The sequence below is a fragment of the Cupriavidus sp. GW822-FHT03E04 genome (assembly GCF_058801495.1).
Genome location: NZ_JBXANI010000046.1, coordinates 26,529 through 49,842, shown reverse-complemented (window position 1 = coordinate 49,842; position 23,314 = coordinate 26,529). Strand labels below are relative to the sequence as shown.

Genomic DNA, 23,314 nt, shown 5'->3' with positions numbered 1-23,314 from the left:
GCTTTCTTCTCGTTAGTCTTCTTTGCCGACGCAAAGAAGAGTGACCGGCAGCCCCCGCAGGGGGATGTCGTATGGCTCTTGGGTCCAAAAACCAACGCCGTACAAAGAAAAAGCGAAAACCCCAAAACAGCGACCACCGCCCCCCCTCCCCCTACCCCCTAATCCCCCTAATCTTCCACCGATACGCCAACTGCGGCCGCGTAATCCCCAGCAACCGCGCCGCCTGACTCATATTCCCATTGGCGCGCTGCATGGCCGCCTCCATCAACACCGTCTCCACATCGCCCAGCGCGAGCTGCTGCTCAGCCATATGATCGAGCAAGCCATGCACGGCGGCCTCCCGCAGTTCGGGCAAGGTGCCCTTGACGCCAAGGCGCGGCGCGGTGTCCATGCCAGGCGGCGCGCTGGTCGGCAGGAACAGGTGGTCCGCTGATATCTGCCCCCCGTTGCTGGCCAGGATCACGCCACGCTCGATCACGTTCTCCAGCTCGCGCACATTGCCCGGCCAGTCATAGCGGCGCAGCTCGGCCAGCGCGCGGTCAGTGATGCCGACGATCTTCTTGCCGTGGCGCGCGCCGTAGCGGGCCACGAAGCGCTCCACCAGCAGGCGGATATCGTCGAGCCGCTCGCGCAGCGGCGGAATGGTGACGGGGTAGACGTTGAGCCGGTAATACAAGTCCTTGCGGAAGGTGCCCTGCTTCACGGCCTCGGCCAGGTCCACGTTGGTGGCCGCCACCAGCCGCACATCCACCTTGCGCGGCTCGGTGCCGCCCACGCGCTCTACCTCGCCCTCCTGCAGCACCCGCAGCAGCTTGGACTGCGCCGACGCCGACAGCTCGCCCAGCTCATCCAGGAACAGGGTGCCGCCATGCGCCCGCTCGAAGCGGCCCGGGCGCGACTGGTGCGCGCCCGTGAAGGCGCCCTTCTCCACGCCGAACAGTTCGGCCTCGATCAGCTCATCGGGAATCGCGGCGCAATTGACCGCGATGAAGGGCTTGTCGGCCCGGGCGCTCACGCCGTGCAACGCTTGCGCAAAGCGCTCCTTGCCAACGCCGGTCTCGCCCAGCAGCAGCACCGTGACGCTGCTCCCGGCGGCGCGTTGCAGCAAGCCCCAGGCAGCGCGGAACTCGGGCGAGCCGCCGACCAGGTCGGCTGGCTTGTCGGTGCTGCGCTGCAAGGCACGCAGGTGCTCGACCTCGCTTTGCAATTCCAGGATGGTCTCGATCACCGGGTCGGGCTGGTAAAGCGCCAGCACTTCGGCGCCGTCCTCCCACGCCTCCAGCGGCTTGCCGACGATGCGGCAGTGATCAGCGCCGCAGGCAATGCACTCGACCTCGCGGTAGAGGATGGTGCGGCCCATCAGGGCCGAGGTGTAGCCCGTGGCGTAGCCGATCTGCATCCAGCAGGCAGGCGCGTCGACAATGCCGAACAACTGCCGGTGCACGTCGCCTTCGAAGGAGTCCTCCCACAGGAATTCGCCGTCGTAGATGCCCGCGGCGATGTCGATGTCCACCTTGACCGGCGTCACCCGCACCACGCCTTCGATGGTGTGCAGGCAGGGCCCGATCTCGAGCAGGCCAAAGTCGCTGTCGCCCGGGCGCAGCTTCTTGGCCAGCTCCGCGTCGCGCATGCCGGAATGAAAGCCCATGCGCATGAACAAGCCGCGCGCGCGCTCCATGCCTAGGGTATCCACCAATTCCTTGCGCAAGGCGCCCAGCGCCGCGGTATGAATCAGGATCATGCGCTGCTCGTCCAGCCAGATGGAACCCTCCTCCATGGCAAAGCGCAGGCGCCGCGCGAGATGGGCCAGGCCGTCGCGCATGGTGGCCGAAAACTTGTCGGTTGAACTGCTCATTGTCTCCTCTCTTGGCGGCCAGGACACCCTCGGCGCGCGTGCTTTTCCTAGCACTGCACGCACATTATGTGCCATCCGCGCCCACCGGCCCCACGTGCGCCTGTCATGCCGGCGCAATGTCGCCTATGCTTTCCTTGACAGGGATCCCCGGGGCTATTGCACCGCACCACAAACTATGGAAAAAACCGCATTTGTCTTTGCAGGCGGCGGCAGCCTCGGCGCCATCGAGGCCGGCATGCTGCGCGAGCTGGTGGCGTGGGGCGTCAAGCCCGACCTGGTGATCGGCGCCTCGGCCGGCGCCATCAACGGCGCCTACTACGCCTGCAACCCGCATGTGGCAGGCACCAACCAGCTCGAGACGCTCTGGCGCGGCTTGCGCCGGGCCGAGGTGATGCCGTGGTCGTGGCGCAGCCTGTTTGGCATGCTGCGCGGACAGCGCGCCCACCTGGTCGACTCCGCCGCGCTGCAGCGCCTGCTGTCGCGCCACTTTGGCGATATTGCACTGGAGCGCGCTGAAGTGCCGCTATACGTGGTGGCCACCGATATGGCAACCGGCGCGGAGGTGGTGTTGTCCTCCGGCAGCCTGGTCCAGTCGGTGCTCGCCAGCGCAGCCATCCCGGGCGTGTTTCCGCCGGTGTCGCTGGGCGGGCGGCAACTGATAGATGGCGGCGTGGCCAACAACACGCCGGTGTCCACCGCCATCCGCCTGGGCGCCACACGCGTGGTGGTGCTGCCGGCAGGCTTTGCCTGCGCGCGGCGGCGCGAGCCGCGCGGGCCCATCGACCATGCCTTCAACGCGCTGTCGCTGCTGGTGGCGCGCCAGCTGGTGCAGGACCTCGAGCGCTGGGCCGATCACGCGCATATCTCGGTGGTCCCGCCGCTGTGCCCGCTCGACGTCTCCCCCTACGACTACACCCAGTGCGGCACGCTGATAGACCGTGCCGCCGCGGCCACGCTGGCCTGGCTCAACGCCGGCGGACTCGACAGCCGGCACATCCCCGGCGCGCTGTCCCCGCATTCGCACGACGAAGCCAACCCGAGCTGCGACTACGATCCGCACCAGGCGCACCCCGCGCACCCGGCACAAGGGTCCGACCATACGCATCAACCCCACGCCGGCCACACGCACGCTTGCGCCCCGCAGTAAGCTGGCTTTGGCATTGGCGAATTGCAAGGCCGGCCGATCCGGCGAATGATGCGGGATCTCAATCCTCCGGGTGGCAAGCACATGAGCGCAATTCTCGACGGCATCAAGGTACTCGACCTGACGCGGGTGGTAGCCGGCCCATGGGCCACGCAGAACCTGGCCGACATGGGTGCCACCGTCTACAAGATCGAGAAGCCCGGCGACGGCGACGACACCCGCAAGATGGGCCCGTTCCTGACCGATGCGCAGGGCGCGGCCACCAACGACTCCGCCTTCTACCTGGCCTGCAACCGCGGCAAGCAGTCGCTCACCATCGATATCTCCCGGCCCGAGGGCGCCGAGCTGGTACGCCAGCTGGCCGCCCGTTGCGACGTGGTGGTGGAGAACTACAAGGCTGGCAGCCTGAAGAAATACGGCCTGGACTACGAGTCCATCCGCGCGGTGCGCCCCGATGTGATCTATTGCTCGGTCACCGGCTTCGGCCCCGATGGCCCCTACGCAGCGCGCCCGGCCTATGACTTCATCCTGCAAGGCATGGCCGGCCTGATGAGCACCTGCGGCCAGCCGGACGGCAGCCCTGGCGGCGAGCCGATGCGCACCGCCATCCCCATCACCGACATCCTCACCGGCCTGTACGCCACCGTCTCCCTGCTAGGCGCGCTCTACCACCGCCAGGCCACCGGCGAAGGCCAGTACATCGATGCCGCCATGCTCGATGCCTCGGTCGCCGTCAATGGCCACCTGGCGCTGGGCTACCAGATGACCGGCAAGCTGCCCCGGCGCGCCGGCAACAGCAACCCCGTGGCCGCGCCCTCCGAAGTCTTTGCCTGCCGCGACGGCCACCTGATCATTGCCTCCGGCAACAACGGCCAGTTCGCTGCGCTGTGCAAGCTGCTCGGCATGCCCGAGCTGGCCGCCGATCCGCGTTACATGCAGAACGCCAACCGGGTTGCCAACCGCGATACGCTGCGCGAGACGATTGCCGAGCGAGTGGCCACCTGGAACGCGGCCGACCTGCTGGCGTCGCTGGAGCGCGCCGGCGTGCCGGGCGGCCCGATCAACGAGCTCGACGAAGTGTTCGAGGATGCGCAGGTGAAGCATCGGGGCTTGCTGGTGCAACTGCCGCACGGGCGCGGCGTGAATGCGCCGAGCCTGCGCAGCCCGATGCGCTTCTCGGCCACGCCCGTGGCGATGCGCTGCCCGCCGATGCTGGGCGAGCACACGGATGCGGCCCTGCGGGCGGAATTGGGCTTGAGCGACGAGGACGTTGCGGGCTTGAGGGAGCGGGGAATCCTGTAGTTGGCCGCTCGGTTGGCCATTCGGTTGGCCGCTCGGTTGGCTGCCTTGCGTGCGGCGCGCAACGCCCGGAATTGACGCGCCCCGGGAACGGGTACATCCTCTGGACATACTCTTCCCATTAGCGGAGCAAGCCATGACCTCAAACGAATTCGCATCGTTCAAGGCACACTTGTCCATGTTGCTGCGCGACCTCCCGGTCGGGACCACGGCGGACCTCGCCGACGTGGCGGTGGCGGCGTACTGGGATGGCACGCGGATCGTCGGCACCTACCTGCGCGACGGCGGGCACCTGGACGAGGCCTTCGACTTCGACGAAAACGCCTGGGAGAACTGGCACGACGACTTCGTCGGCTGGCTGGCCACGCCGAGTTTCACGCAGCGCGATGAACTGAGGGCTTCGCTGGCAGGCGCGGGCTGACGAGCGCAGGCGCGCTCGCGACCGGGCATGCGACCGGGTTCGCGACCGCGCTTACGACCGGGCTTACGACCGGGCTTACAACCGGGCTTACAACAATACGCACCGTCCTCCAGCCGGAGGACCGGCGCCACCATCGCACTGCGAGCCCATCCGACGCATGCCTTACTTCGGCTGCGACACCACCCGCAGATACGGCTTGAGCGTCTTGAAACCCTGCGGGTATTTCTTCTTGGCGTCGTCGTCGGAGACCGAGGTGGGGATGATCACGTCTTCGCCCGGCTTCCAGTTCACTGGCGTGGCTACCGTGTGCTTTGCATTCAGCTGCAGCGAATCCAGCAGCCGCAGCACTTCGTCAAAATTGCGGCCGGCGCTCATCGGATAGACCAGCATCGCCTTGACTTTCTTGTCCGGCCCGATCAGGAACACCGAGCGCACGGTGGCATTGTCCACGGCAGTGCGCGGCCCGCCACTCGCGTTCGGATGGATCATGTCGTAGAGCTTTGCGACCGTGAGGTCGACGTCGCCGATCATGGGATAGTTGACGGCGTGGCCCTGCGTCTCCTCGATGTCCTTGACCCACTTCTGGTGGTCCGCGACCGGGTCCACGCTCAGGCCGATGATCTTGGTGTTGCGCCGGTCGAATTCCGGCTTGAGCCGGGCCATATAGCCCAGTTCCGTGGTACAGACCGGGGTGAAGTCCTTCGGATGGGAAAACAGGATGGCCCATTTGTCCCCAATCCATTCGTGGAAACTGATTTTCCCCTCCGTGGTATCGGCAGTGAAATCGGGCGCTTCGTCACCGATGCGAATCGACATGTTCAACCTCCATGGGATTAAGTGGGGGCGAGACAATGACCGGCATGGTAGCGGCTGTCGTCCCGACGCTGCCGTGACTTTCGGCGCGCTAGGCTCAGTATAGTGGGCTGTGACGCTGCGCAAAGGTGGATACGAGAGGTAATGCAAGCGCGCCTCCAGTACCATGCGCCACACGCCCGGCAACCGATCTCGCGTACTTCGTGAATCACCTGCGCCAGCCGGATATTCCGTTGCGGCATTGCGCTAACGATCCAGCGCGCCGCGTACAGCCGCCTCGAACCTGGGATCCAGCACCGCGCCCACATTGAAGCGCGACCACGGCGATGTCGCCTCGGAGTCCACGCGGAAGACGCGGCCCGGGGCGATCACGACCTTCTGCGGCAGCAGCCTCTGCGCCAGCACCAGCGAGTCGTCCACGTTCGGCAACGCCCCCCACAGGTACAAGCTCTGCCCGGTCCGCGCAAAGATGCGCGCATCCAGCCGCTCGAACAGCGCCAGCGCCTTGTCGGTGGCCTCCGCCAGGCGGGAGCGCAGCTTGGTGATGTAGCGCTGGTAGTGCCCTTCGCTGAGGATCACATCGACGGTGCGCTCGCAATACTCCGAGCTGCTCACGTGGATCAGCGCCTTGAGATCGGCGAGATCGCTTGCCAGATCCGCGCCGCAGGCAATGAATCCCACCCGCAACGCGGCGGAGACGGACTTGGAGAAGCTGCCGATATAGATGGTCCGCTCCAGCTGATCCAGCGCCGCGAGCCGGGGCAGCGTGGTGGGCTTGAAATCCGCCAGCGCATCGTTTTCCACCAGCAGCAGGTCGAACTTCTGCGCCAGCTGCAGCACGCGGTAGGCCTTGGCGGCGGAGAGGTCCGAGCCGGTGGGGTTGTGCGCGACGGACTGGGTGAAGAACAAGCGCGGCCGTTCCTGGATCAGCAACTGCTCCAGCGCCTCCAGGTCAGGCCCATCGGCAAGGCGCGGCACGCCGACAATCCTGACGCCAGCCAGCTTGAGCTTGCCGAACAGCGGGTAATAGCCGGGATCGTCGACCAGGACCGTCGCGCCGGCCGGCAGGAAATACCGTATCACCAGGTCGATGGCATCGTTGGCGCCATGCGTCAGGACGATCTGCCGGGGATCGGCGCCGATGCCAAGGTCGCCCAGCTTGCGCACCAGGTGATCGCGCAGGGGCCCGTAGCCGAAGCGGTTGCCGTAGCGGAACAAGGCGCCCAGGCCGGTGCGCACCACCTTGTGGTGGTACTTGTCCAGGCGCGCTTCCGCTAGCCACGCCACCGGCGGAAACCCATCGCCCACCGCCAGCACGTCCGGGCTGCTCTTCAATTGCTCGCGCATCAGCCAGACGATGTCCATCGCGCGCCGCAGCGAACCGGCATCTTCGTCCCGCGGCGCTTTGGCGGGCCGCGCGAGCACGAAGTAGCCCGCGCCGCGCCGGGGTTCCACCAGGGCGCGCCCCACCAGGATCTCGAACGCGGCGACGACCGTGTTCTTGCTGTACCCGTGCAGCTGCGCCAGCTCCCTGAGCGAGGGCAGCTTGTCGCCGGTGCGGTAAGCGCCTTCGACAATCTGCCGCTCGATGGCATCGGCCAGCACGGTGGCAATCGAGGGGGATCTGGGGTTCGTCATCGGCTTGTGCTCCGGAAGGCTGGATCAAACTGTCCTGCCCAACTGTACCTTTTTATGCTGGTACAGTGTACCTAAACTGTCTCCATTCCAAACCCACTCACGGAGACACCGATGGTGACCGATTCTCGCCTGCCCAATTTCCGCGCCATGACGCCTGCCCAGCGCCTGGCCTACGTAGGCGATGCCGCCGCCTTGTCGGCGCACGACATCCGGCTCGTGGCCGAGCCCGGCGCCCTGAGTGTCGAACTCGCCAACGGCATGATCGAGAATGTGATCGGCACGTTTGAGCTGCCATTTGGCGTCGCGGGCAACTTCCAGGTCAATGGCCGGGATGTGCTGGTGCCGATGGTGGTGGAAGAGCCGTCGGTGGTGGCCGCGGCCTCGTTCATGGCCAAGCTGGCGCGCGAATGCGGCGGCTTCGAGGCTTCCAGCACAGGTCCGCTGATGCGGGCGCAGGTGCAGGTCCTGGGCGTCACGGACCCTTACGGCGCCCGGCAGGCCTTGCTGAAGCAGCGGGCGGCGATCCTGGACGTGGCAAACAGCCGCGACAAGGTGCTGATTGGCCTTGGCGGCGGCTGCAAGGACATCGAGGTCCATGTCTTCCCCGATACGCCGCGCGGGGCCATGGTTGTGATCCACCTGATCGTGGATGTGCGCGATGCCATGGGCGCCAACACGGTAAACACCATGGCCGAAGCCGTTTCGCCGCTTGTGGAGAACATCACCGGCGGCTCCGTGCGGCTGCGCATCCTCTCCAACCTGGCCGACCTGCGGCTGGCGCGTGCCCGCGTGCGGCTGACGCCGGCGGTGCTCGCCACCCAGGAGCGCAGCGGCGCCGAGATCATCGAGGGCGTGATCGACGCGTATACCTTTGCCGCCATCGACCCCTACCGGGCCGCCACGCACAACAAGGGAATCATGAACGGCATCGACCCCGTGATCGTGGCGACCGGCAATGACTGGCGCGCGGTCGAGGCCGGCGCCCATGCCTATGCCTGCCGCGGCGGGCGCTATACGTCCCTGACGCACTGGGAGAAAGACGCCAGCGGCGCCCTGGTCGGCACCATCGAAATGCCGATGCCGGTGGGTCTCGTCGGGGGTGCCACCAAGACGCATCCGCTGGCACGCCTGGCGCTGAAGATCCTCGACGTCAAATCCGCCCAGGAACTCGGCGAGACCGCGGTCGCGGTGGGCCTGGCGCAGAATCTTGGCGCGCTGCGGGCGCTGGCTACCGAGGGCATCCAGCGCGGCCACATGGCGCTGCATGCGCGCAATATCGCGCTGGTGGCCGGCGCCACCGGCGACGAGGTCGACCGCATTGCAAAGCGCATGGCCGAGGAGAAAGACGTGCGCACCGACCGGGCGGTAGCGTTGCTGGCGGCGCTCAGGAGCAGGTAAGCAGGAACATGCGGCACAGCCGCGGCGAACAACAAGAACCAGAGCTGGCATCGACGCGCGCAAGCATGCAAGCACCGGGATGCCAGCCACATCCGGAGACATGTCAATGAACACACAGCAAGCGCCCTCGGCGCGGCGTCTCGTCGAGGTTTGGGGAGACACCGCGGATACCCGGCACCTGGCGTGGTCCATCGCCATCGGGGCCGTGGTCAGCCTGACGGGATTCCTGCTCGCCAGCCGCGTGCTCAACGGGCTGGTCAAGACACCGGAGCTGGCGCGTGCCTACGCCATGCTGGCCGGCCTGGCAGGCTGCCTGCTCGCGGGCCTCATCTGCGCCTGCCTGTTCCGGCCCAAGCGGGAAGTGATCGAAGGCGAGGCCGCCGATCCGACCTGGCGCGAGCAAGTGCTGGACAAGCTCGCGGAGGAAGCCGGCGGGCTCGGCGCCATCGCGGACCTTCCCGCGCCCGTGGTGCAGGAGCTCAAGGAGCTGCAACTCTTCGAGCTCTTCGCCGCGCGCGAGCGCCGCAACGGCGTGCCGCAGCCGGCGCAGGACGTGGCGCTCTCCACGCTCTCCACGCCCACCACACACACCACGCCCGTCAGTCCCCGGTCCAACCTGGCTTGAACGCCGGCCCACGGATATCCAGGATATCGAAGGCTCATCATGATCGAATCTGCACTGCTTACCCACATCCTCATTGCCGCCGGCATGGGGCTGGCCGGCGCCGTCGTCTTTGCGGCGATCGGCCTGATCTCCGGCACCGATGAAACCACCACGCTGGCGCCGCTGACGCTGCTGGTGGTGTTGCTGGGCGTGCCGCCCGAGGGGGTCTTCACGTTCTTCCTCGCCGGCGCCGTCGCCAAGCACATGACCCACGCCATCCCGACCGCGCTGCTCGGCATCCCCGGCGACACGATGGCCACGCCGCTGCTGCAGGACGCCAACCACCTGCGCAACCTGGGCGTGCCGCATATCGCGCTGCGCAAGATGATCTCGGGCGCGCTCATCGCGGCGTTTATCGCCGTGCCGCTGGCGGTGCTCTTCGCCGTCCTGCTCGCGCCGTTCGGCTCGGCGATCACCAAGGCCGCGCCGTGGATCTTCGTGGTGGCCGCCGTGATCATCGCCTACAGCTCCGCCGGCAGGTGGGCTTCGGTGGCCACGCTGGTGCCCTTTGTCGTGGTCATCGTGGCGTTGCAGACGCTGACGGCGAAGTTCGGCGTCAAGCTCAGCATCAGCTACTTCCTGGGCATCGCCATCGGCCCACTCATTGCGGATCTCTTCTCCTCCATCTCCCCGGTGGATCGCCCGCGCATGCAGCGGGACCGCGTGCGCACGTTCGCGCTGGCGCCTGACGTCAAAGGCTGGTCGGGGTACTTCCCCAATCCGTTCAAGGTGCTAGATCGCAGCCAGGTGAAATGGACCGTGGCCACCGCCACCGTGTCGAGCGCGACGTTCGTGTTCAGCCCGGTCGCCATGACCGTGGTCCTCGGCGAGATCGTGGGGGCACGGGTCAAGCACGCCTATCACCGCCTGACCACCGTGCTCAGCGCACGCAATGGCATCACGGAAGCCACCTATATTGCCGAGGCCCTGATCCCGCTCATCGCCTTCGGCTTGCCGCTCAGCCCGGTTGCTGCCGGCCCCGCCGCGCCGCTGTTCAACGCGCCGCCCGTCTACACCGTGGACGCCGGCGCCGGCCAGACCCACAACCTGCACAACCTGCTGAACCACTGGGAGTTTCTCGGCTACGGGCTGCTGGCCGTGCTGCTAGCCGCGCTGGTGTCCTACCCGTTTGCCATGAACTACGCGCGCAGCGCCGCCCTGTTCGTGTCGCGCAAGGTGTCGCATGAAGCCATCATCGCCACCTTCGTCGGCCTGATCCTGGTCATCAGCGTCTGGGAAGGCCAGTTCCTTGGCCTGCTGGTCATCCTGACCATGGGCTTGCTGGGCGGGCTGCTCTCCAGGGCGATCGGCTTCAATACCGGCGTGCAGTTCATGGGCTACTATACCGCCGTGCTGACGGTGCCCGCGCTGCTCAAGCTGATCGGCTAGCCCTGAAGGACCAAAGGACCAAAGGGCCAAGGCGGCGCGCCATGACGACGGCGGCCTCTGCCACCCGTCACTCGACGTGGATGCCGCCCTTCTTTACCACCTCGCCCCAACGCCCGGCCTCTTCCTTGATGAATGCCTGGAACTGGTCGGGCGTCCCGCCCACCGGATCGATCCCGTACTCGATCAGGCGCGCCTTTACCTCCGGCTGGTGCAGCACCGCATCCATCTCGGCCGAGAGCTTTGCCAGCACCGGCCTGGGCGTCCTGGCGGGCGCGATCAGGCCGATCCAGCTGCTGGCCGTCACCGCCGGATAGCCGGCCTCGGCCATGGTCGGCACATCGGGCGCGGCCGGCCAGCGCGTGGCGCTGGTGATCGCCAGCGCCTTGAGCTTGCCGGCTTTCACCTGCGGCATCATGGTCTGCACGGAATCGAAGATCATCGCCACCTGCCCGGAGAACAGGTCCGGCAACGCCGGCGACACGCCCTTATAGGGCACGTGGGTCATCTTGATGCCGACCGCTTGCGAGAACAGCTCGCCGGCCAGATGCGCGCCGGAGCCGTTGCCGCTGGAGGCGTAGGTCATCTTGTCGGGATTGGCCTTGCCCCAGGCCACCAGCGCCTTCACGCTGCCGGGCGGCAACTGGGCGCTGGACACCAGCAGCAGCGGGATGCGCCCGATCTGGCTGACGCCCGTGAGGTCCTTGACCGGGTCGTAGCTCATTTTGGGGTAGAGGCTGGGGTTGATGGCATGCGCGGCCACCACCACCAGCAGCGAGTAGCCGTCGGGCGCGGACTTGGCCACATTGTCAGAGCCGATCATGCCGTTGGCGCCGGGGCGGTTCTCGACCACCACGGGCTGGCCCAGGCGCTCGGCCAGCTTTTGCATGACCAGCCGCGTCACGGCGTCGGACACGCCGCCCGGGGTGTAGGGCACCACCACGCGCACGGGCTTTGACGGATACGGCGCCTCGGCGCGCGCCGTGGCGCTCAGGCCGCACGCCAGCGCGGCGGCGATCAGGCATGCGTTCATCCACAGGCCACGGGCACGGGGCTCCCTCTCCCACAAGTGGGAGAAGGGAGCAAACCGGCCATATCGCAGGTTTGTCAGCAAGCCGGGGGTCATGGGGTTTTTCATGTCTGCTCCATCAGGTCGGGATGGCTTCGGTCCGCCGTGTTTGCCTGGCGGCCGATGCCATGGAATGGCAGCCGCCGGTCTACGCCCAGTCTTGCGGCACCGTGAGCGGAAAATCGAGCAGCATTTGCGCGTAGCTCTTGCCGAGCGGGTCGGAGCGCAGGCTGGCCACGCCCCCGCCGCCCAGCGCGCGGTGCAGCAGGAAGTTAAGGGCGTGCAAGCCCGGCACCTCGAAGCATTCCACCTCGCCCTCGACCAGATGCGCAAAATACCCGCGCACCGCGGCCGGGGTGAGCTGCTCGCGCAGCAGTGGCAGATACGCTGGCTGGCGGGCGATCACGGCGATGTTCTCGTCGTCGCCCTTGTCGCCGCTGCGCGCATAGGCCAGCGTGACCAGCGGCACGGTGACGCGCGGCCCGCCGGGAATGGCGGGCGCCGGCACCACCGCCAGCGCGGCCGGCGCCGTCAGATCGCCCACGACGGCGGCGCAGGCAAGCGCCTGCGTCTGGCCGTCCAGCGCGACCTGCATCCGTACTTCCGCCTTCGGCACCAGGAAGGAGAACACCTTGACCACCGGCTGGATATCGACACGGCCGGCGAAGGATGACCGGGTGCCGGCGGCCATCGAGGTGCCCGCCGACGAGCCTTCGCGCTGCAGGAAGCGCAGCGCCTTGGCCTGCGCATGGCGCGCGCCGATGCGCAGCACCACCTCGCGAGTGGGCAAGACGCGGGCGTGCGGGCCATATTGCGACTCGCAGCCGAGCAGTTCCACCACGGTGCTGCTGTAGTCCGCCAAGCCGTTGGCGGCCAGCATGGCGCGGGTGCGCGCCAGCAGCGCGTCGGCGGTGCGGCGGGCCTTGGCGGGTGCGTCGATACCGCGGATCGCCATCATCAGGCTGAGCTGGTAGCCGTCCTGCCAGGTGCCGTTGGCCTTGTAGCTCGCGCCGGGGGCGCGGCCACGGGCGCCATGCACGCGCACCTGCCCGGGGGCCAGCAACGCCGTGCGCACCATGCGGAAGTCGCAAGTGACGTCAGGCATCAGGTAGTTGCCGGGGTCACCCACCTCGTACAGGACCTGCTCCGCCACGGCCGCGGGATCGACCAGGCCGCCGGTGCCCTCGGGCTTGGAGAGCACGAAGCTGCCGTCCTGCGCGCAGTCGATCACCGGGTAGCCGATGCGGTCCCAGTCCGGCACGCGCTGCCAGTCGGTGAACAACCCGCCGGTGGCCTGCGCCCCGCACTCGATGACGTGGCCGGCCAGCGTGCCGGCGGCGAGCCGGTCCCAGTCGTGCCATTGCCAGCCGAACTCGTGTGCCAGCGCGCCGACCACCACCGCGCTATCGACGCAGCGGCCCGTGATGACGATATCGGCGCCCATCGCCAGCGCGCGGGCGATGCCTTGCGCGCCGGTGTAGGCGTTGGCGGACATCAGCTCGGCAGGCGGCGTGGCGCCGGTATGGAGATCGGTAAGGCCCGCGGCGCGCCAGCCCTCGAAGGCGGGCAGTACATCGTCGCCGCTGACCACCGCCACCTTGGGTGCCAGCCCTTGCCGCGCGGCGGCGGCCATCACCGCGTCGCGGCAGGCCTGGGGGTTGAGGCCGCCGGCATTGGCAATCACGCGGATGCCGCGCGCCAGGATCTGGCCGAGGTGCGGCGCCATCGCGGCCTGCACGAAGTCCGTGGCGTAGCCCAGCGCGGGGTCCTTGGCGCGGGCGCGCGCCAGGATCGACATGGTGGTCTCGGCCAGGTAGTCGTAGACCAGGTATTGCAGGCCCGGAACGGCCAGCAGTTGCGGCGTGGCGATGGCGGAATCGCCCCAGAAACCGGAAGCGCCGCCTATGCGCACGGTGCGTGCCGTATTGGGTGTGCCGTTTGTGGTGTTCATGCTTGCGCACCTGCGTCCACCTTCACCAGCAAACTACCCGCGCGCGCCTGCCCGCCCTCCCGGGCATGCAGCTGCGCGATCACGCCGTCGAACGGCGCGACGATGGCGTGCTCCATCTTCATCGCCTCCAGCACCACCAGCACCTGGCCCGCCTGCACCGGCTCGCCCGCTGCCGCCTTCACGGCCACGATGCGCGCGCTCAGCGGCGCCAGCAGCTCGCCGGCGCGCTCAGCGGCGCCGGGCTTGCGCTTTTTCTGGCGCGGGTCCAGGCGTGCGAAGCGCCATGCGCGGCCCGCGCTGAACAGATGCACGGCACCGCCCTCGGTGGCGAACAGCAGCGGCAACGCCATGCCGTTGCACTCCACCAGCGCGCTGCCTTGTTCCTCGTCGGCGCGCAGCACGCGGACGCGGACGATCTCGGCGGACGTGCCGCCCTCACCCTCACCCTCACCCTCACCCTCACCCTCGCCCCCGCGCACCACCACCTCCCAGCCTTGCGCGACGGCACGCAGATCCACGCGCCACTGCTGCTCTCCCGCCTGCAAGCCAAGGCTGCAACCCGGCGCCACCAGTGCGGGGCGCGCCGATGCCGCCAGCAGCCCGGCTGCTGCCAGCGCCGCGCAGGCCACCTGCGCCACCGCTGGCCGCGTTGCACGCAGTGCCGCCTGCATATGCGTGTCGACGAATCCTGTATGCACCTGGTTGACCGCAAAGGCCTCGTGCGCCAGGCAATCGGCAAGAAAGCCCTGGTTGCTGGCCACGCCCAGCAGCACCGTCTGCTCCACCGCGCGCAGCAGCTTGCGGCGTGCTTGCTCGCGGGTGGCGCCATGGGCCACCAGCTTGGCCACCATCGAATCGTAGTGAACCGGGATCTCCCCGCCCTCCTGCAGCGCATGATCCACCCGCACATCGTGCCCCGCGCCCGGTGCGCGCCAGCGCAGCACCGGGCCGCCTTGCGGCAGGAAGCCGGCGGCCACGTCCTCGGCGGTCAGCCGCACCTCGATGGCGTGGCCGCGCAGCGCGACCTGCTCCTGCGTGACCGGCAGCGGCTCGCCCGCTGCCACGCGCAGCTGCCACTCGACCAGGTCAAAGCCGGTGATGGCTTCGGTCACGGCGTGCTCCACCTGCAGGCGCGTGTTCATTTCCATGAAGTAGAAATTGCCGTCGCCATCGAGCAGGAACTCCATGGTGCCCGCGCCCACGTAGCCAATGGCCTGCGCGGCGCGCACCGCCGCGTCGCCCATGTGGGCGCGCAGCGCGGGCGATACCGCCGGGGACGGCGCCTCCTCGACCACCTTCTGATGGCGGCGCTGCACCGAGCAGTCGCGCTCGCCCAGGTGGATCACATGGCCGTGCGTATCGGCAAAGACCTGGATCTCCACATGGCGCGGCGCGATCACCGCGCGCTCCAGGATCAGCTGGCCGGAGCCGAAGGCGGCCGTAGCCTCGGAACGGGCGCTTGCCAGCGCGCCGGGCAAGGCATGGGCGTCGTGCACCAGGCGCATGCCGCGTCCGCCGCCGCCGGCCGCGGCCTTCACCATCAGCGGAAAGCCGATGGGCGCGGCGGCCTGCAGTAGCGCGGCATCATCCTGCGCCTCGCCCTGGTAGCCGGGGATGCAGGGCATGTCCGCGGCCAGCATCAGGCGCTTGGCCTCGGCCTTGTTGCCCATGGCGCGGATGGCGGTGGCAGGCGGGCCGACGAAGACCAGGCCCGCCTGCGCCACCGCGTCGGCGAACTCTGCGTTCTCCGCCAGGAAGCCGTAGCCGGGATGCACCGCATCCGCGCCGCTGCGGCGCGCCGCCTCGATGATGGCGGCGATGTTCAGGTAGGACGCGCGCGGCGCGGCGTCGCCGATGCGCACCGCCCGGTCGGCGTACGCCACGTGCGGGCCATGGCGATCGGCCTCGGAGTAGACCGCCACGGTGGCAAGGCCAAGGCGGCGCGCCGTGCGCATGATGCGCATGGCGATCTCGCCGCGATTGGCGACGAGCAAAGTGTGGAAGGGTCGGCTGGTAGCGGACATGAGGCGTCTCGGGATGCGGAGTATCTGGATAAGGTTGTGTGCGTTCAGCCCTGCGTGGCCTGCGCCGCGCGCACGGCGGCGGCGTCAAAGCGCACCACCCACGCGGCATCGCGCTTGTCGCGAAAAGCCTGGATGCCTTCGGCGCCTTCGCTGCGCATGCATTGCGCGAACAGGTGCGAGGCTTCGTCCAGCAAGGCGCCCTGCGCAACCTGTCCGGCGCGCGCCACCAGCGGCTTGAAGGCGCGGTTGGCTTGCGGCCCGCAGCGGCAGATGCGCGTGAGCCACTCGGCCAGCAACGCATCGAGGGCGGCGCTGTCCTCGGCCAATGCATCGGCCAGCCCCAGCGCCACCGCCGTGTCGCCGTTGACGCGCTCGCCGGACAAGCCGAGGCGCCGCGTGGCCGCCGCGCCGATGCGCGCCACCACGAAGGGCGCGATCTGCGCGGCAATGATGCCCAGCGACGTTTCCGACAGAGCAAAGCGCGCGTCGCGCGTGGCCAGCACGATATCGGCGGCGCAGCTCAGTCCCATGCCGCCGCCCATGGCCGCGCCCTCCACCGCCGCCACCACGGGCACGGGGAGCGCTGCCAGGCGCTGCATGAAGTAGCCGAACTCGCGGTTGCGGCTCGCCACCGGATCCTGCGGCGCATCGCCCGCGTCCAGCCTTGCCTTGAAATTGCCGACGTTGCCGCCTGCGCAGAAGACGCCGCCGGCGCCGCGCAGCACCAGCGCACGCACCGTGATGTCGGTCTCGGCGCGCTCCACGGCGCGCGCCAGCGCGGCGACCACTTCCGGCGCTAGCGCGTTGCGCGTGGCGGGCACGTTGAGGGTGACGAACAGCACGCCCTGGGCGTCACGCACGATCACGACGTGGGCGTCATTGGCGAAATTGCCGGCATCTGTATTGACTGCGTTGGTCATGGCTGGAGAGATGAGAAGACTTGGAACAGCAGGCGATGGCGGGCGGTCAGCCTTTTGTCATCAGCCCCATCTGCTTGGCGATCACGGTCAGCATCACCTCGTCGGCGCCGCCGCCGATGGAGCCGAGCCGGAAATCACGATACGCGCGCGAGGCATGGTTGTCCCACGTGTAGCCCATGCCGCCCTGGAACTGCATGCACCAGTCGGCCACCTCGCGCGACAGCCGCCCGGCCTTGAGCTTGGCCATGGACGCCAGCTCCACCACGTCGCCGCCGTCGATGTAGGTCCTGGTCGCCATGTAGACCAGCGCGCGCAGGGCTTCCATCTCGGTCTTGAGCTCGGCCAGCTTGAACTGGATGAACTGGTTGTGCAGCAAGGGCTTGCCAAAGGCGATGCGCTGGCGCAGGTAGTCGGCGGTTTCCTCGATCAGCGCGTTGCAGGCGAGCCGGCGCGCCGCGCCATTCAGGCGTTCTTCCTGGAACTGCTTCATCTGGTAGATAAAGCCCATGCCCTCTTCGCCGATGCGGTTGCGCACCGGCACCCGCACTTCGTCAAAGAAGATCTGCGCGGTGTCCGAGCACCACATGCCGAACTTCTTGATCTTCTGCACCTCGACGCCGGGGGTGCGCTTGCCGCCTTGCTTGAGCGGCACGATGATCAGCGACTTGTTCTTGTGCACCGGGCCATCGGAGGTATTGCACAACAGGCAGATCCAGTCAGCCTGGGTGCCGTTGGTGATCCACATCTTTGAGCCGCTGATCACGTAGTCGTCGCCATCGCGGCGCGCGCGGGTCTTGAGCGATGCCACATCGGAGCCGGCACCGGCCTCCGACACGCCGATCGCCGCCACCGCCTCGCCGGCGATGGCCGGGGCCAGGAACTCGCGCTTGAGCGCATCGGAGCCGAAGGCCGTCAGCGCCGGCGTAGCCATGTCGGTCTGCACGCCCACCGCCATGCCGATGCCTTGCGCATGCACATAGCCCAGGGCCTCGGCAGCCGCCACCGCGTAGGAGAAGTCGAGGCCAAGGCCGCCGTACTCCACCGGCTTGGTGATGCCAAGAAAGCCGAGCTCGCCCATCTGCTTGAACAACGCGTGCGCGGGGAAGATCTCCGCGGCTTCCCACTCGTCGACATGCGGATCGATCTCGGCCGACACGAAGCGGCGGATGCTGTCCATGATGTTGCGATGGTCTTCGGTGTATAGCATGTGGGAGGTCTCCGGTTTTCTTGTCAGTGTGTTCGCGGCGCGGCGATCAGAACCGCGCCACGCCAAATTGCATGGCACGCGGCGCGCGCGCTTCGGCCTCGCGGGCGGTAGCCAGCACGAAGGCCAGCACGGCGCGGGTGTCGCGCGGGTCGATCACGCCGTCGTCCAGCAACAGCCCGCTGGTGACGAAGGCGCTGGCCTGGCGCTCGAAGTTGGCGACGATCTCGCCGGTCTGCTGCGCCAGGCGCGCTTCGTCCACCGCCACGCCCTTGCGCTCGGCCTGCTGGCGCGCCACGATCTCCAGCGTCATGGCAGCCTGCTCGCCGCCCATCACCGCGGTGCGCGCGTTGGGCCACGAGAAGCAAAAGCGCGGGCGAAAGCCCCGGCCGCACATGCCAAAGTTGCCCGCGCCAAACGATGCGCCACAGTGGATCGTGACCTGCGGCACCGTGGAGTTCGACAGCGCCTGGATCATCTTGGCGCCATGCTTGATCATGCCGGCTTCTTCCGAGGCGCGGCCGACGATAAAGCCGGTGGTGTTCTGCAGGAACACGATCGGCGTGCCGCTCTGGTTGCAGGCCTGGATAAACTGCGCGGCCTTGGTCGCGCCCGCCGGGTCGATCGGGCCGTTATTGCTGATAAAGCCCACGGCATGGCCCTCGATGCGGCCACGGCCGCAGACGGTGGCCGTGCCATAGTCCGGCTTGAACGCAAGCCACGCGGAGTCGTCGGTGAGGCGGCCGATGATCTCCAGCATGTCCACGGGCTTCTTCACATCCAGCGTCATCACGCCATCGAGCTCGCCCGCGTCCAGCCGCGGCGGCTGCGCCGGCTGGGGCTGGCGCGGCGCCACGGCCGGCCAGTCCAGGCTGGCCACCACGTCGCGCGCCAGCGCGATGGCATGCTCGTCGTCCTCGGCCAGGAATTCCGCCAGGCCGCTGACGGTGGCGTGCAGGTCGGCGCCGCCAAGCTCCTCGTCGGTGGCGATCTCGCCGGTGGCGGCCTTGAGCAGCGGCGGCCCGGCCAGGAAGGCACGGGCGCGGCCGCGCACCATCACCACGTAGTCGGACAAGCCCGGCATATAAGCCCCACCCGCGGTGGACGAGCCGTGCACCACGGTGATCACCGGCAGCCCGGCAGCGGACAGGCGCGCCAGGTTGTAGAAGATGCCGCCGCCGCGCACGAACTTGTCTACGCGGTACTTGCGCAGGTTGGCGCCGGCCGACTCCACCAGGTGGATGAACGGCAGGCGGTTTTCCAGGGCGATCTCCTGGCAGCGCATCAGCTTGAGGTTGCCGCCCTCGGTCATGGCGCCGGCATCGATGCCGGAATCGGTCGCCACCACCATCGCGCGCACGCCCTGGACAAGGCCGATGCCGGCCACCAGCGAGCCGCCGGGGATGGAGGTGTCGTGATCGGGATCATCCATGCCGTAGCCCGCCAGGTTGGCGATCGGCAAGAAAGCGGTAGCGGGATCCAGCAAGCGCGCCAGGCGCTCGCGCGGCAGCAACGCACCACGCCTGGCGAAGGACGGGCGGGCACGTTCGGAAGCGGCAACGGCGCGCTGCTCCAGCGCGCGCAGCCGCTCGATCAGGGCTTGCATGCCAGCGCGCTGGCATGCAAAGGCGGGACTGGCGGGATCGATCCGGGACTCGATGGGAAGCATGGCGCTGGGCATTGGACAAGGAATGCATCGATTCCAAACCACCCGCGGTGGCACGACAAGCGCAACATGGTGATTTGTGCATAATGTGCACAAACTCGTCTTTGATGCACCTCCGGATGCTGCCTGTGCCCGCCCTGCCTACGCCCTCGTCCCCGCCCTCCCCGCCCTCCCCGCCGTCTCCAGCCATCCCCGGCGTCCAGAGCCTGGACCGCGCGTTTACCCTGCTCTGCCTGCTGGCCGAACACCACGAGTCAGGCCTGACCCTGCCGCAACTGGTGGCACAGACCGGCATCGACCGCACCACGGCCCACCGCATGCTGCGCTACCTCACCCACGCGGGATTCGCCGTGCAGGACGAGCCGGGCAAGCGCTTCCGGCTGGGCATGGCAGCCATGGCGCTGGGCCTGCGCACCATGAACCGCTCGCCACTGGCCAGCGCCTGCGCCACGCGCATGAAAGCGCTGGCGCGCAAGACCGGCGATACGGTGTTCCTGATCGTGCGCATCGGCGACCATGGTTACTGCATGCACGCCGAGGAAGGCAGCCACCGCGTACAGCATTTCCATCTGCTCAACGGGAGCACCCGCCTGCTGGGCCAAGGAACTGCCAGCATGGCGCTGCTGGCCAAGCTCGACGATGAGGAGATCGTCGCGCACTATGAACGGCATCGGGCTGAGTACGAGGGGAGCGGACTTAGCCTGCTCAAGCTGCAGCGCGGTGTGGAGCGCAGTCGCAAGCTGGGATATGCGCTGGCTGGCGCGGGGGGCGTGGCGGGGGTGGGGTATGCGTTTGCGTTGCCTTTTGCCGGGGAAGCGGCGATCAGTATTGTGTCTACGGCTTCGCGGATGCCGGTGGCTCGGCGGCATGAGATTGGGGGGATGATTAGGGGGGTGTTTGGGTGAGTTTTGGTTTTTGGGGGGTTGGTCGCTGTTTATTTCGTCGGCGTTGGCATCTTGCACCCACGAGCCATACGACATCGCTCTGCTGGGTTGGTCGCTGTTTCTTTGTACGGCGTTGGTTTTTGGACCCAAGGGCCGTACGACATCGCCCTTGCTTGGTTGGTTGCTGTTTCTTTGAGCGGCGATGGTTTTTGGACCCAAGGGCCATACGACATCCCCCTGCGGGGGCTGCCGGTCACTCTTCTTTGCGTCGGCAAAGAAGACTAACGAGAAGAAAGCCGACCCTGCCGGGAGCAGAGCAATCAGGCTTATGTGGGCTGTGGTTGCGTCGTACGGCCCGGAGTGTTGGCTAGCGTGTTCTGCCGGCCCGAAGGGCATCGTTTTTGCATGACCCATGGGTTACGTCGTGCGGCCCCTGACCTCGTTTGCGGTGCCCGTTCCCACATCTGCCGTTCGCGGGGCGAAGTGCTGCGCCGTTTCGGGTGTGGCCGGTTTCGTGGTTTTGTCTCGGAGGACGAGCGCCGTGGGTGCGAGCGCGGCCCTCGCGCACGGGACACGGTGCCCACCACGAAACCAGAGGGGGGGAAGCAAGATGCCGCTCGCGCCGGTACGGCAGGGCATCACATGCCCTGGCGCCCGCCGCCAGAGACAAAACCACGAAACCACCAAGGCAGGCAGGATCGTGGTGCTGCGCACCGCGAACGGCAGATGCCCGAATGCTCACCGCGCAAAGCAATCAGGGGCACCACCACGTGACCATTGGGTCATGCAAGTGCGATGCCCTTCAAGCCGGTATGGCAAAGGCCAGCCAACACTCCGGGCCGTACGACGAAACCACCGACCCACATAAGCCTGATTGCTCTGCCCCCGGCAGGGTCGGCTTTCTTCTCGTTAGTCTTCTTTGCCGACGCAAAGAAGAGTGACCGGCAGCCCCCGCAGGGGGATGTCGTATGGCTCTTGGGTCCAAAAACCAACGCCGTACAAAGAAACAGCGACCAACCCCAGCAGAGCGATGTCCTATGCCCCTTTGAGGGTGCAAAATGCCACCGCCGACAAAAAAAACAGCAACCAACCCAGCAAAGCAATATCACCTTCCCCTGCCGCAAATAAAAAAAACGCTAAAATCACCAACCACCGAAATATCGGGCAATTGCACTGCATGCGAGGCCACAGGAAGCCCCCCTTCCCCCAACCATCCCAGGCAGTGCCACAAAAAAACAAACAAATAATCAAGTGAAGGGAGAAGTCATTGTGGGAATGATGGGTCACGAGTTGCGTGGCGTGCTGGCCGGCCTGGCATGCGGGATGAGCCTCCTTGCTTCCGGCAGCCTGCTGGCGCAAGGCAGCGAGAGCAAGGAAAAGGAGATGGAGGCAGCCTGGCAGGCAGCGCAGTCCAGCGCCCAGGCGGGTCCGGCCACGGTGAAACTGGGCGAACAGGCCACACTGAAGCTGCCGGCCAAGGAAGTCTTCATTCCCCAGCCGGCCGCCGGCAAGCTCATGCACGCCATGGGCAACCTCACCGATGAGCGGCTGCTCGGCCTGGTGCTGCCCACTGGCGACGACGACTGGATGGTGGTGGCCAAGTACGAGCCCTCGGGCTACATCCGCGACGACGACGCCAAGGACTGGAATGTCGACGATCTCTTCAAATCGCTCAAGGAAGGCACGGAAGCCGCCAACGAGGAGCGGGAGAAGCGCGGCATCCGCGGGCTTGAGATCGTCGGCTGGGTGGAGCGGCCCCACTATGAGGCGGCCAGCCATCGGCTGATCTGGTCGATGTCGGCACGCGAGAAGGGCCAGCCGGCCGATGCCCCGCAATCCGTCAACTACAACACCTATGCGCTCGGGCGGGAAGGCTACGTCAGCCTGAACCTGATCACCGCGCGCGACCAGGTCGACGCCAACAAGCCCGTGGTGCGCACGTTGCTGTCCAACCTCGACTTCTCCGAGGGCAAGGCCTATGCGGATTTCAATTCCAGCACGGACAAGGTGGCGGAATACGGGCTGGCCGCGCTGATCGGCGGGGTAGCGGCGAAGAAGCTGGGCCTGCTGGCCATCCTGGCGGCGTTCTTCGCCAAGTTCGCCAAGGTGATCATGCTGGCAGTGGCGGGCATCGGTTATTCCGCCACCAAGTGGTTCAAGCGCAAGCCGTCCGGTCCCGCAGAGCCGAAGTGAAGCCGCATTCCCGCCCTTCGGCGACGGAGTTGTACCCATGACCAAACTGCTGCTCCTGCTCATGGGCGGCCTGAAGATGGGCAAGCTGCTGACCACGGGCGGCACCATGCTGCTGTCGATCGGCGCCTATGCGCTGATCTTCGGCTGGCGCTATGCCGTCGGCTTCGTGCTGCTGATCTTTATCCACGAGACGGGCCATTTCCTGGCCGCGCGCCGCCGCGGGCTGGCCGTGGGCGCGCCCACCTTCATTCCGTTCGTCGGGGCCTGGGTCGAACTCAAGGACCAGCCGGTCGACGTCGAGACCGAGGCCTATATCGGGCTGGCGGGGCCGGTGGTTGGCACCCTGGGCGCGCTGGCCTGCTATTACATCGGCCGCGGCACCGGCAGCGGCCTGATGCTGGCGCTGGCCTATGCGGGCTTCTTTATCAACCTGTTCAACCTGATCCCGCTCTCGCCGTTCGATGGCGGGCGCGTCACCGCGGTGCTGTCGCCGCGCATCTGGTTCCTTGGCGTGCCGGTGCTGGTGGCGATGTTCCTGTGGCGCCCCAGCCCGATCCTGATCCTGGTGGCGCTGCTGGCGGCCCCGCAATTGCTCAAGGCCTGGCGCTACGATCCGCGGGCCCCGGAGAACCGCGCCTATTACACCATCAGCGCGGAAATGCGCCTGACCTATACGCTGTACTACCTCGGGCTGGTGGCGTTCCTGGCGGTCATGAGCCATGACCTGCACGGCATGCTGGGCAGCCTGCGCGCCAGCGGCATGGGCGCCTGAGCGCCCGAATCCA

General features: G+C 67.4%; 18 protein-coding genes. 9 read left to right on the top strand and 9 right to left on the bottom strand.

Annotated features, from left to right (window positions below; translation table 11 throughout):
* Positions 1 to 151: 151 nt before the first annotated feature.
* Entirely contained in the window at positions 152 to 1,855 is a 1,704-nt protein-coding gene (poxR, locus tag AC1RQC_RS38710; protein ID WP_492376361.1) for a phenol degradation transcriptional regulator PoxR, read from the bottom strand.
* Between the two features lie 175 nt (positions 1,856 to 2,030).
* Here poxR and AC1RQC_RS38705 point away from each other — a divergent pair, with 175 nt between their 5' ends.
* The 3 genes from AC1RQC_RS38705 (at position 2,031) to AC1RQC_RS38695 (ending at position 4,719) form a co-directional block, all read left to right on the top strand.
* Positions 2,031 to 3,002: a patatin-like phospholipase family protein gene (locus AC1RQC_RS38705; RefSeq protein WP_492376362.1), complete on the top strand. Its 972-nt coding sequence runs from the start codon at positions 2,031 to 2,033 to the stop codon at positions 3,000 to 3,002.
* An 81-nt stretch (positions 3,003 to 3,083) separates the two neighbouring features.
* Positions 3,084 to 4,301 carry a CaiB/BaiF CoA transferase family protein gene (locus AC1RQC_RS38700; RefSeq protein ID WP_492376363.1) on the top strand — a complete coding sequence of 406 codons (1,218 nt, stop codon included), beginning with the start codon at positions 3,084 to 3,086 and terminating at the stop codon, positions 4,299 to 4,301.
* Between the two features lie 133 nt (positions 4,302 to 4,434).
* Positions 4,435 to 4,719: a hypothetical protein gene (locus tag AC1RQC_RS38695; RefSeq protein ID WP_492376364.1), complete on the top strand. Its 285-nt coding sequence runs from the start codon at positions 4,435 to 4,437 to the stop codon at positions 4,717 to 4,719.
* Between the two features lie 162 nt (positions 4,720 to 4,881).
* Here the strand turns inward: AC1RQC_RS38695 and AC1RQC_RS38690 are convergent, their stop codons facing one another.
* Positions 4,882 to 5,535, bottom strand: a complete 654-nt coding sequence (locus AC1RQC_RS38690) for a peroxiredoxin (protein ID WP_006158821.1) — start codon at positions 5,533 to 5,535, stop codon at positions 4,882 to 4,884.
* A 243-nt stretch (positions 5,536 to 5,778) separates the two neighbouring features.
* On the bottom strand, positions 5,779 to 7,170 hold the full coding sequence (locus tag AC1RQC_RS38685) for an aminotransferase-like domain-containing protein (RefSeq protein WP_492376365.1): 1,392 nt from the start codon (positions 7,168 to 7,170) through the stop codon (positions 5,779 to 5,781).
* A 111-nt stretch (positions 7,171 to 7,281) separates the two neighbouring features.
* On the opposite strand from AC1RQC_RS38685, the gene AC1RQC_RS38680 reads away from it, so the two are divergent.
* From AC1RQC_RS38680 to AC1RQC_RS38670, 3 genes are all read left to right on the top strand, one after another.
* Entirely contained in the window at positions 7,282 to 8,568 is a 1,287-nt protein-coding gene (locus AC1RQC_RS38680; RefSeq protein WP_492886645.1) for a hydroxymethylglutaryl-CoA reductase, degradative, read from the top strand.
* Between the two features lie 106 nt (positions 8,569 to 8,674).
* The gene (locus AC1RQC_RS38675; protein WP_492886643.1) at positions 8,675 to 9,193 is read left to right on the top strand and encodes a hypothetical protein; all 519 of its coding nucleotides are present in this window, start codon (positions 8,675 to 8,677) and stop codon (positions 9,191 to 9,193) included.
* A 39-nt stretch (positions 9,194 to 9,232) separates the two neighbouring features.
* Positions 9,233 to 10,621: a tripartite tricarboxylate transporter permease gene (locus AC1RQC_RS38670; RefSeq protein WP_492812536.1), complete on the top strand. Its 1,389-nt coding sequence runs from the start codon at positions 9,233 to 9,235 to the stop codon at positions 10,619 to 10,621.
* 67 nt (positions 10,622 to 10,688) lie between these two features.
* Here AC1RQC_RS38670 and AC1RQC_RS38665 read toward each other — a convergent pair whose 3' ends face one another.
* The 6 genes from AC1RQC_RS38665 to AC1RQC_RS38640 form a co-directional block, all read right to left on the bottom strand.
* Complete coding sequence (locus AC1RQC_RS38665; RefSeq protein ID WP_492376374.1) at positions 10,689 to 11,651, bottom strand: tripartite tricarboxylate transporter substrate binding protein; 963 nt, start codon at positions 11,649 to 11,651, stop codon at positions 10,689 to 10,691.
* A 184-nt stretch (positions 11,652 to 11,835) separates the two neighbouring features.
* Positions 11,836 to 13,638 (bottom strand): acyclic terpene utilization AtuA family protein, encoded by a 1,803-nt coding sequence (locus tag AC1RQC_RS38660; RefSeq protein WP_492812538.1) that lies wholly within the window; start codon positions 13,636 to 13,638, stop codon positions 11,836 to 11,838.
* Positions 13,635 to 15,662: an acetyl/propionyl/methylcrotonyl-CoA carboxylase subunit alpha gene (locus AC1RQC_RS38655; protein WP_492886641.1), complete on the bottom strand. Its 2,028-nt coding sequence runs from the start codon at positions 15,660 to 15,662 to the stop codon at positions 13,635 to 13,637. Before AC1RQC_RS38655 ends, AC1RQC_RS38660 begins: the two co-directional genes overlap by 4 nt.
* 44 nt (positions 15,663 to 15,706) lie before the next feature.
* A complete protein-coding gene (locus AC1RQC_RS38650) occupies positions 15,707 to 16,582 on the bottom strand; it encodes an enoyl-CoA hydratase/isomerase family protein (protein WP_492886639.1) in 876 nt (291 codons plus the stop codon).
* Between the two features lie 46 nt (positions 16,583 to 16,628).
* On the bottom strand, positions 16,629 to 17,789 hold the full coding sequence (locus AC1RQC_RS38645) for an acyl-CoA dehydrogenase family protein (RefSeq protein WP_492886637.1): 1,161 nt from the start codon (positions 17,787 to 17,789) through the stop codon (positions 16,629 to 16,631).
* Positions 17,790 to 17,835: 46 nt separating this feature from the next.
* Positions 17,836 to 19,455, bottom strand: a complete 1,620-nt coding sequence (locus AC1RQC_RS38640) for an acyl-CoA carboxylase subunit beta (protein ID WP_492886635.1) — start codon at positions 19,453 to 19,455, stop codon at positions 17,836 to 17,838.
* Between the two features lie 125 nt (positions 19,456 to 19,580).
* Between AC1RQC_RS38640 and AC1RQC_RS38635 the strand changes: the two genes are divergently transcribed.
* The 3 genes from AC1RQC_RS38635 (at position 19,581) to AC1RQC_RS38625 (ending at position 23,301) form a co-directional block, all read left to right on the top strand.
* Positions 19,581 to 20,357, top strand: coding sequence for an IclR family transcriptional regulator (locus tag AC1RQC_RS38635; protein WP_492387174.1), 777 nt, complete (start codon positions 19,581 to 19,583; stop codon positions 20,355 to 20,357).
* A 1,302-nt stretch (positions 20,358 to 21,659) separates the two neighbouring features.
* Positions 21,660 to 22,529 carry a DUF2167 domain-containing protein gene (locus AC1RQC_RS38630; RefSeq protein WP_492828151.1) on the top strand — a complete coding sequence of 290 codons (870 nt, stop codon included), beginning with the start codon at positions 21,660 to 21,662 and terminating at the stop codon, positions 22,527 to 22,529.
* Positions 22,530 to 22,566: 37 nt separating this feature from the next.
* The gene (locus AC1RQC_RS38625) at positions 22,567 to 23,301 is read left to right on the top strand and encodes a site-2 protease family protein (RefSeq protein WP_492886633.1); all 735 of its coding nucleotides are present in this window, start codon (positions 22,567 to 22,569) and stop codon (positions 23,299 to 23,301) included.
* Positions 23,302 to 23,314: the final 13 nt, after the last annotated feature.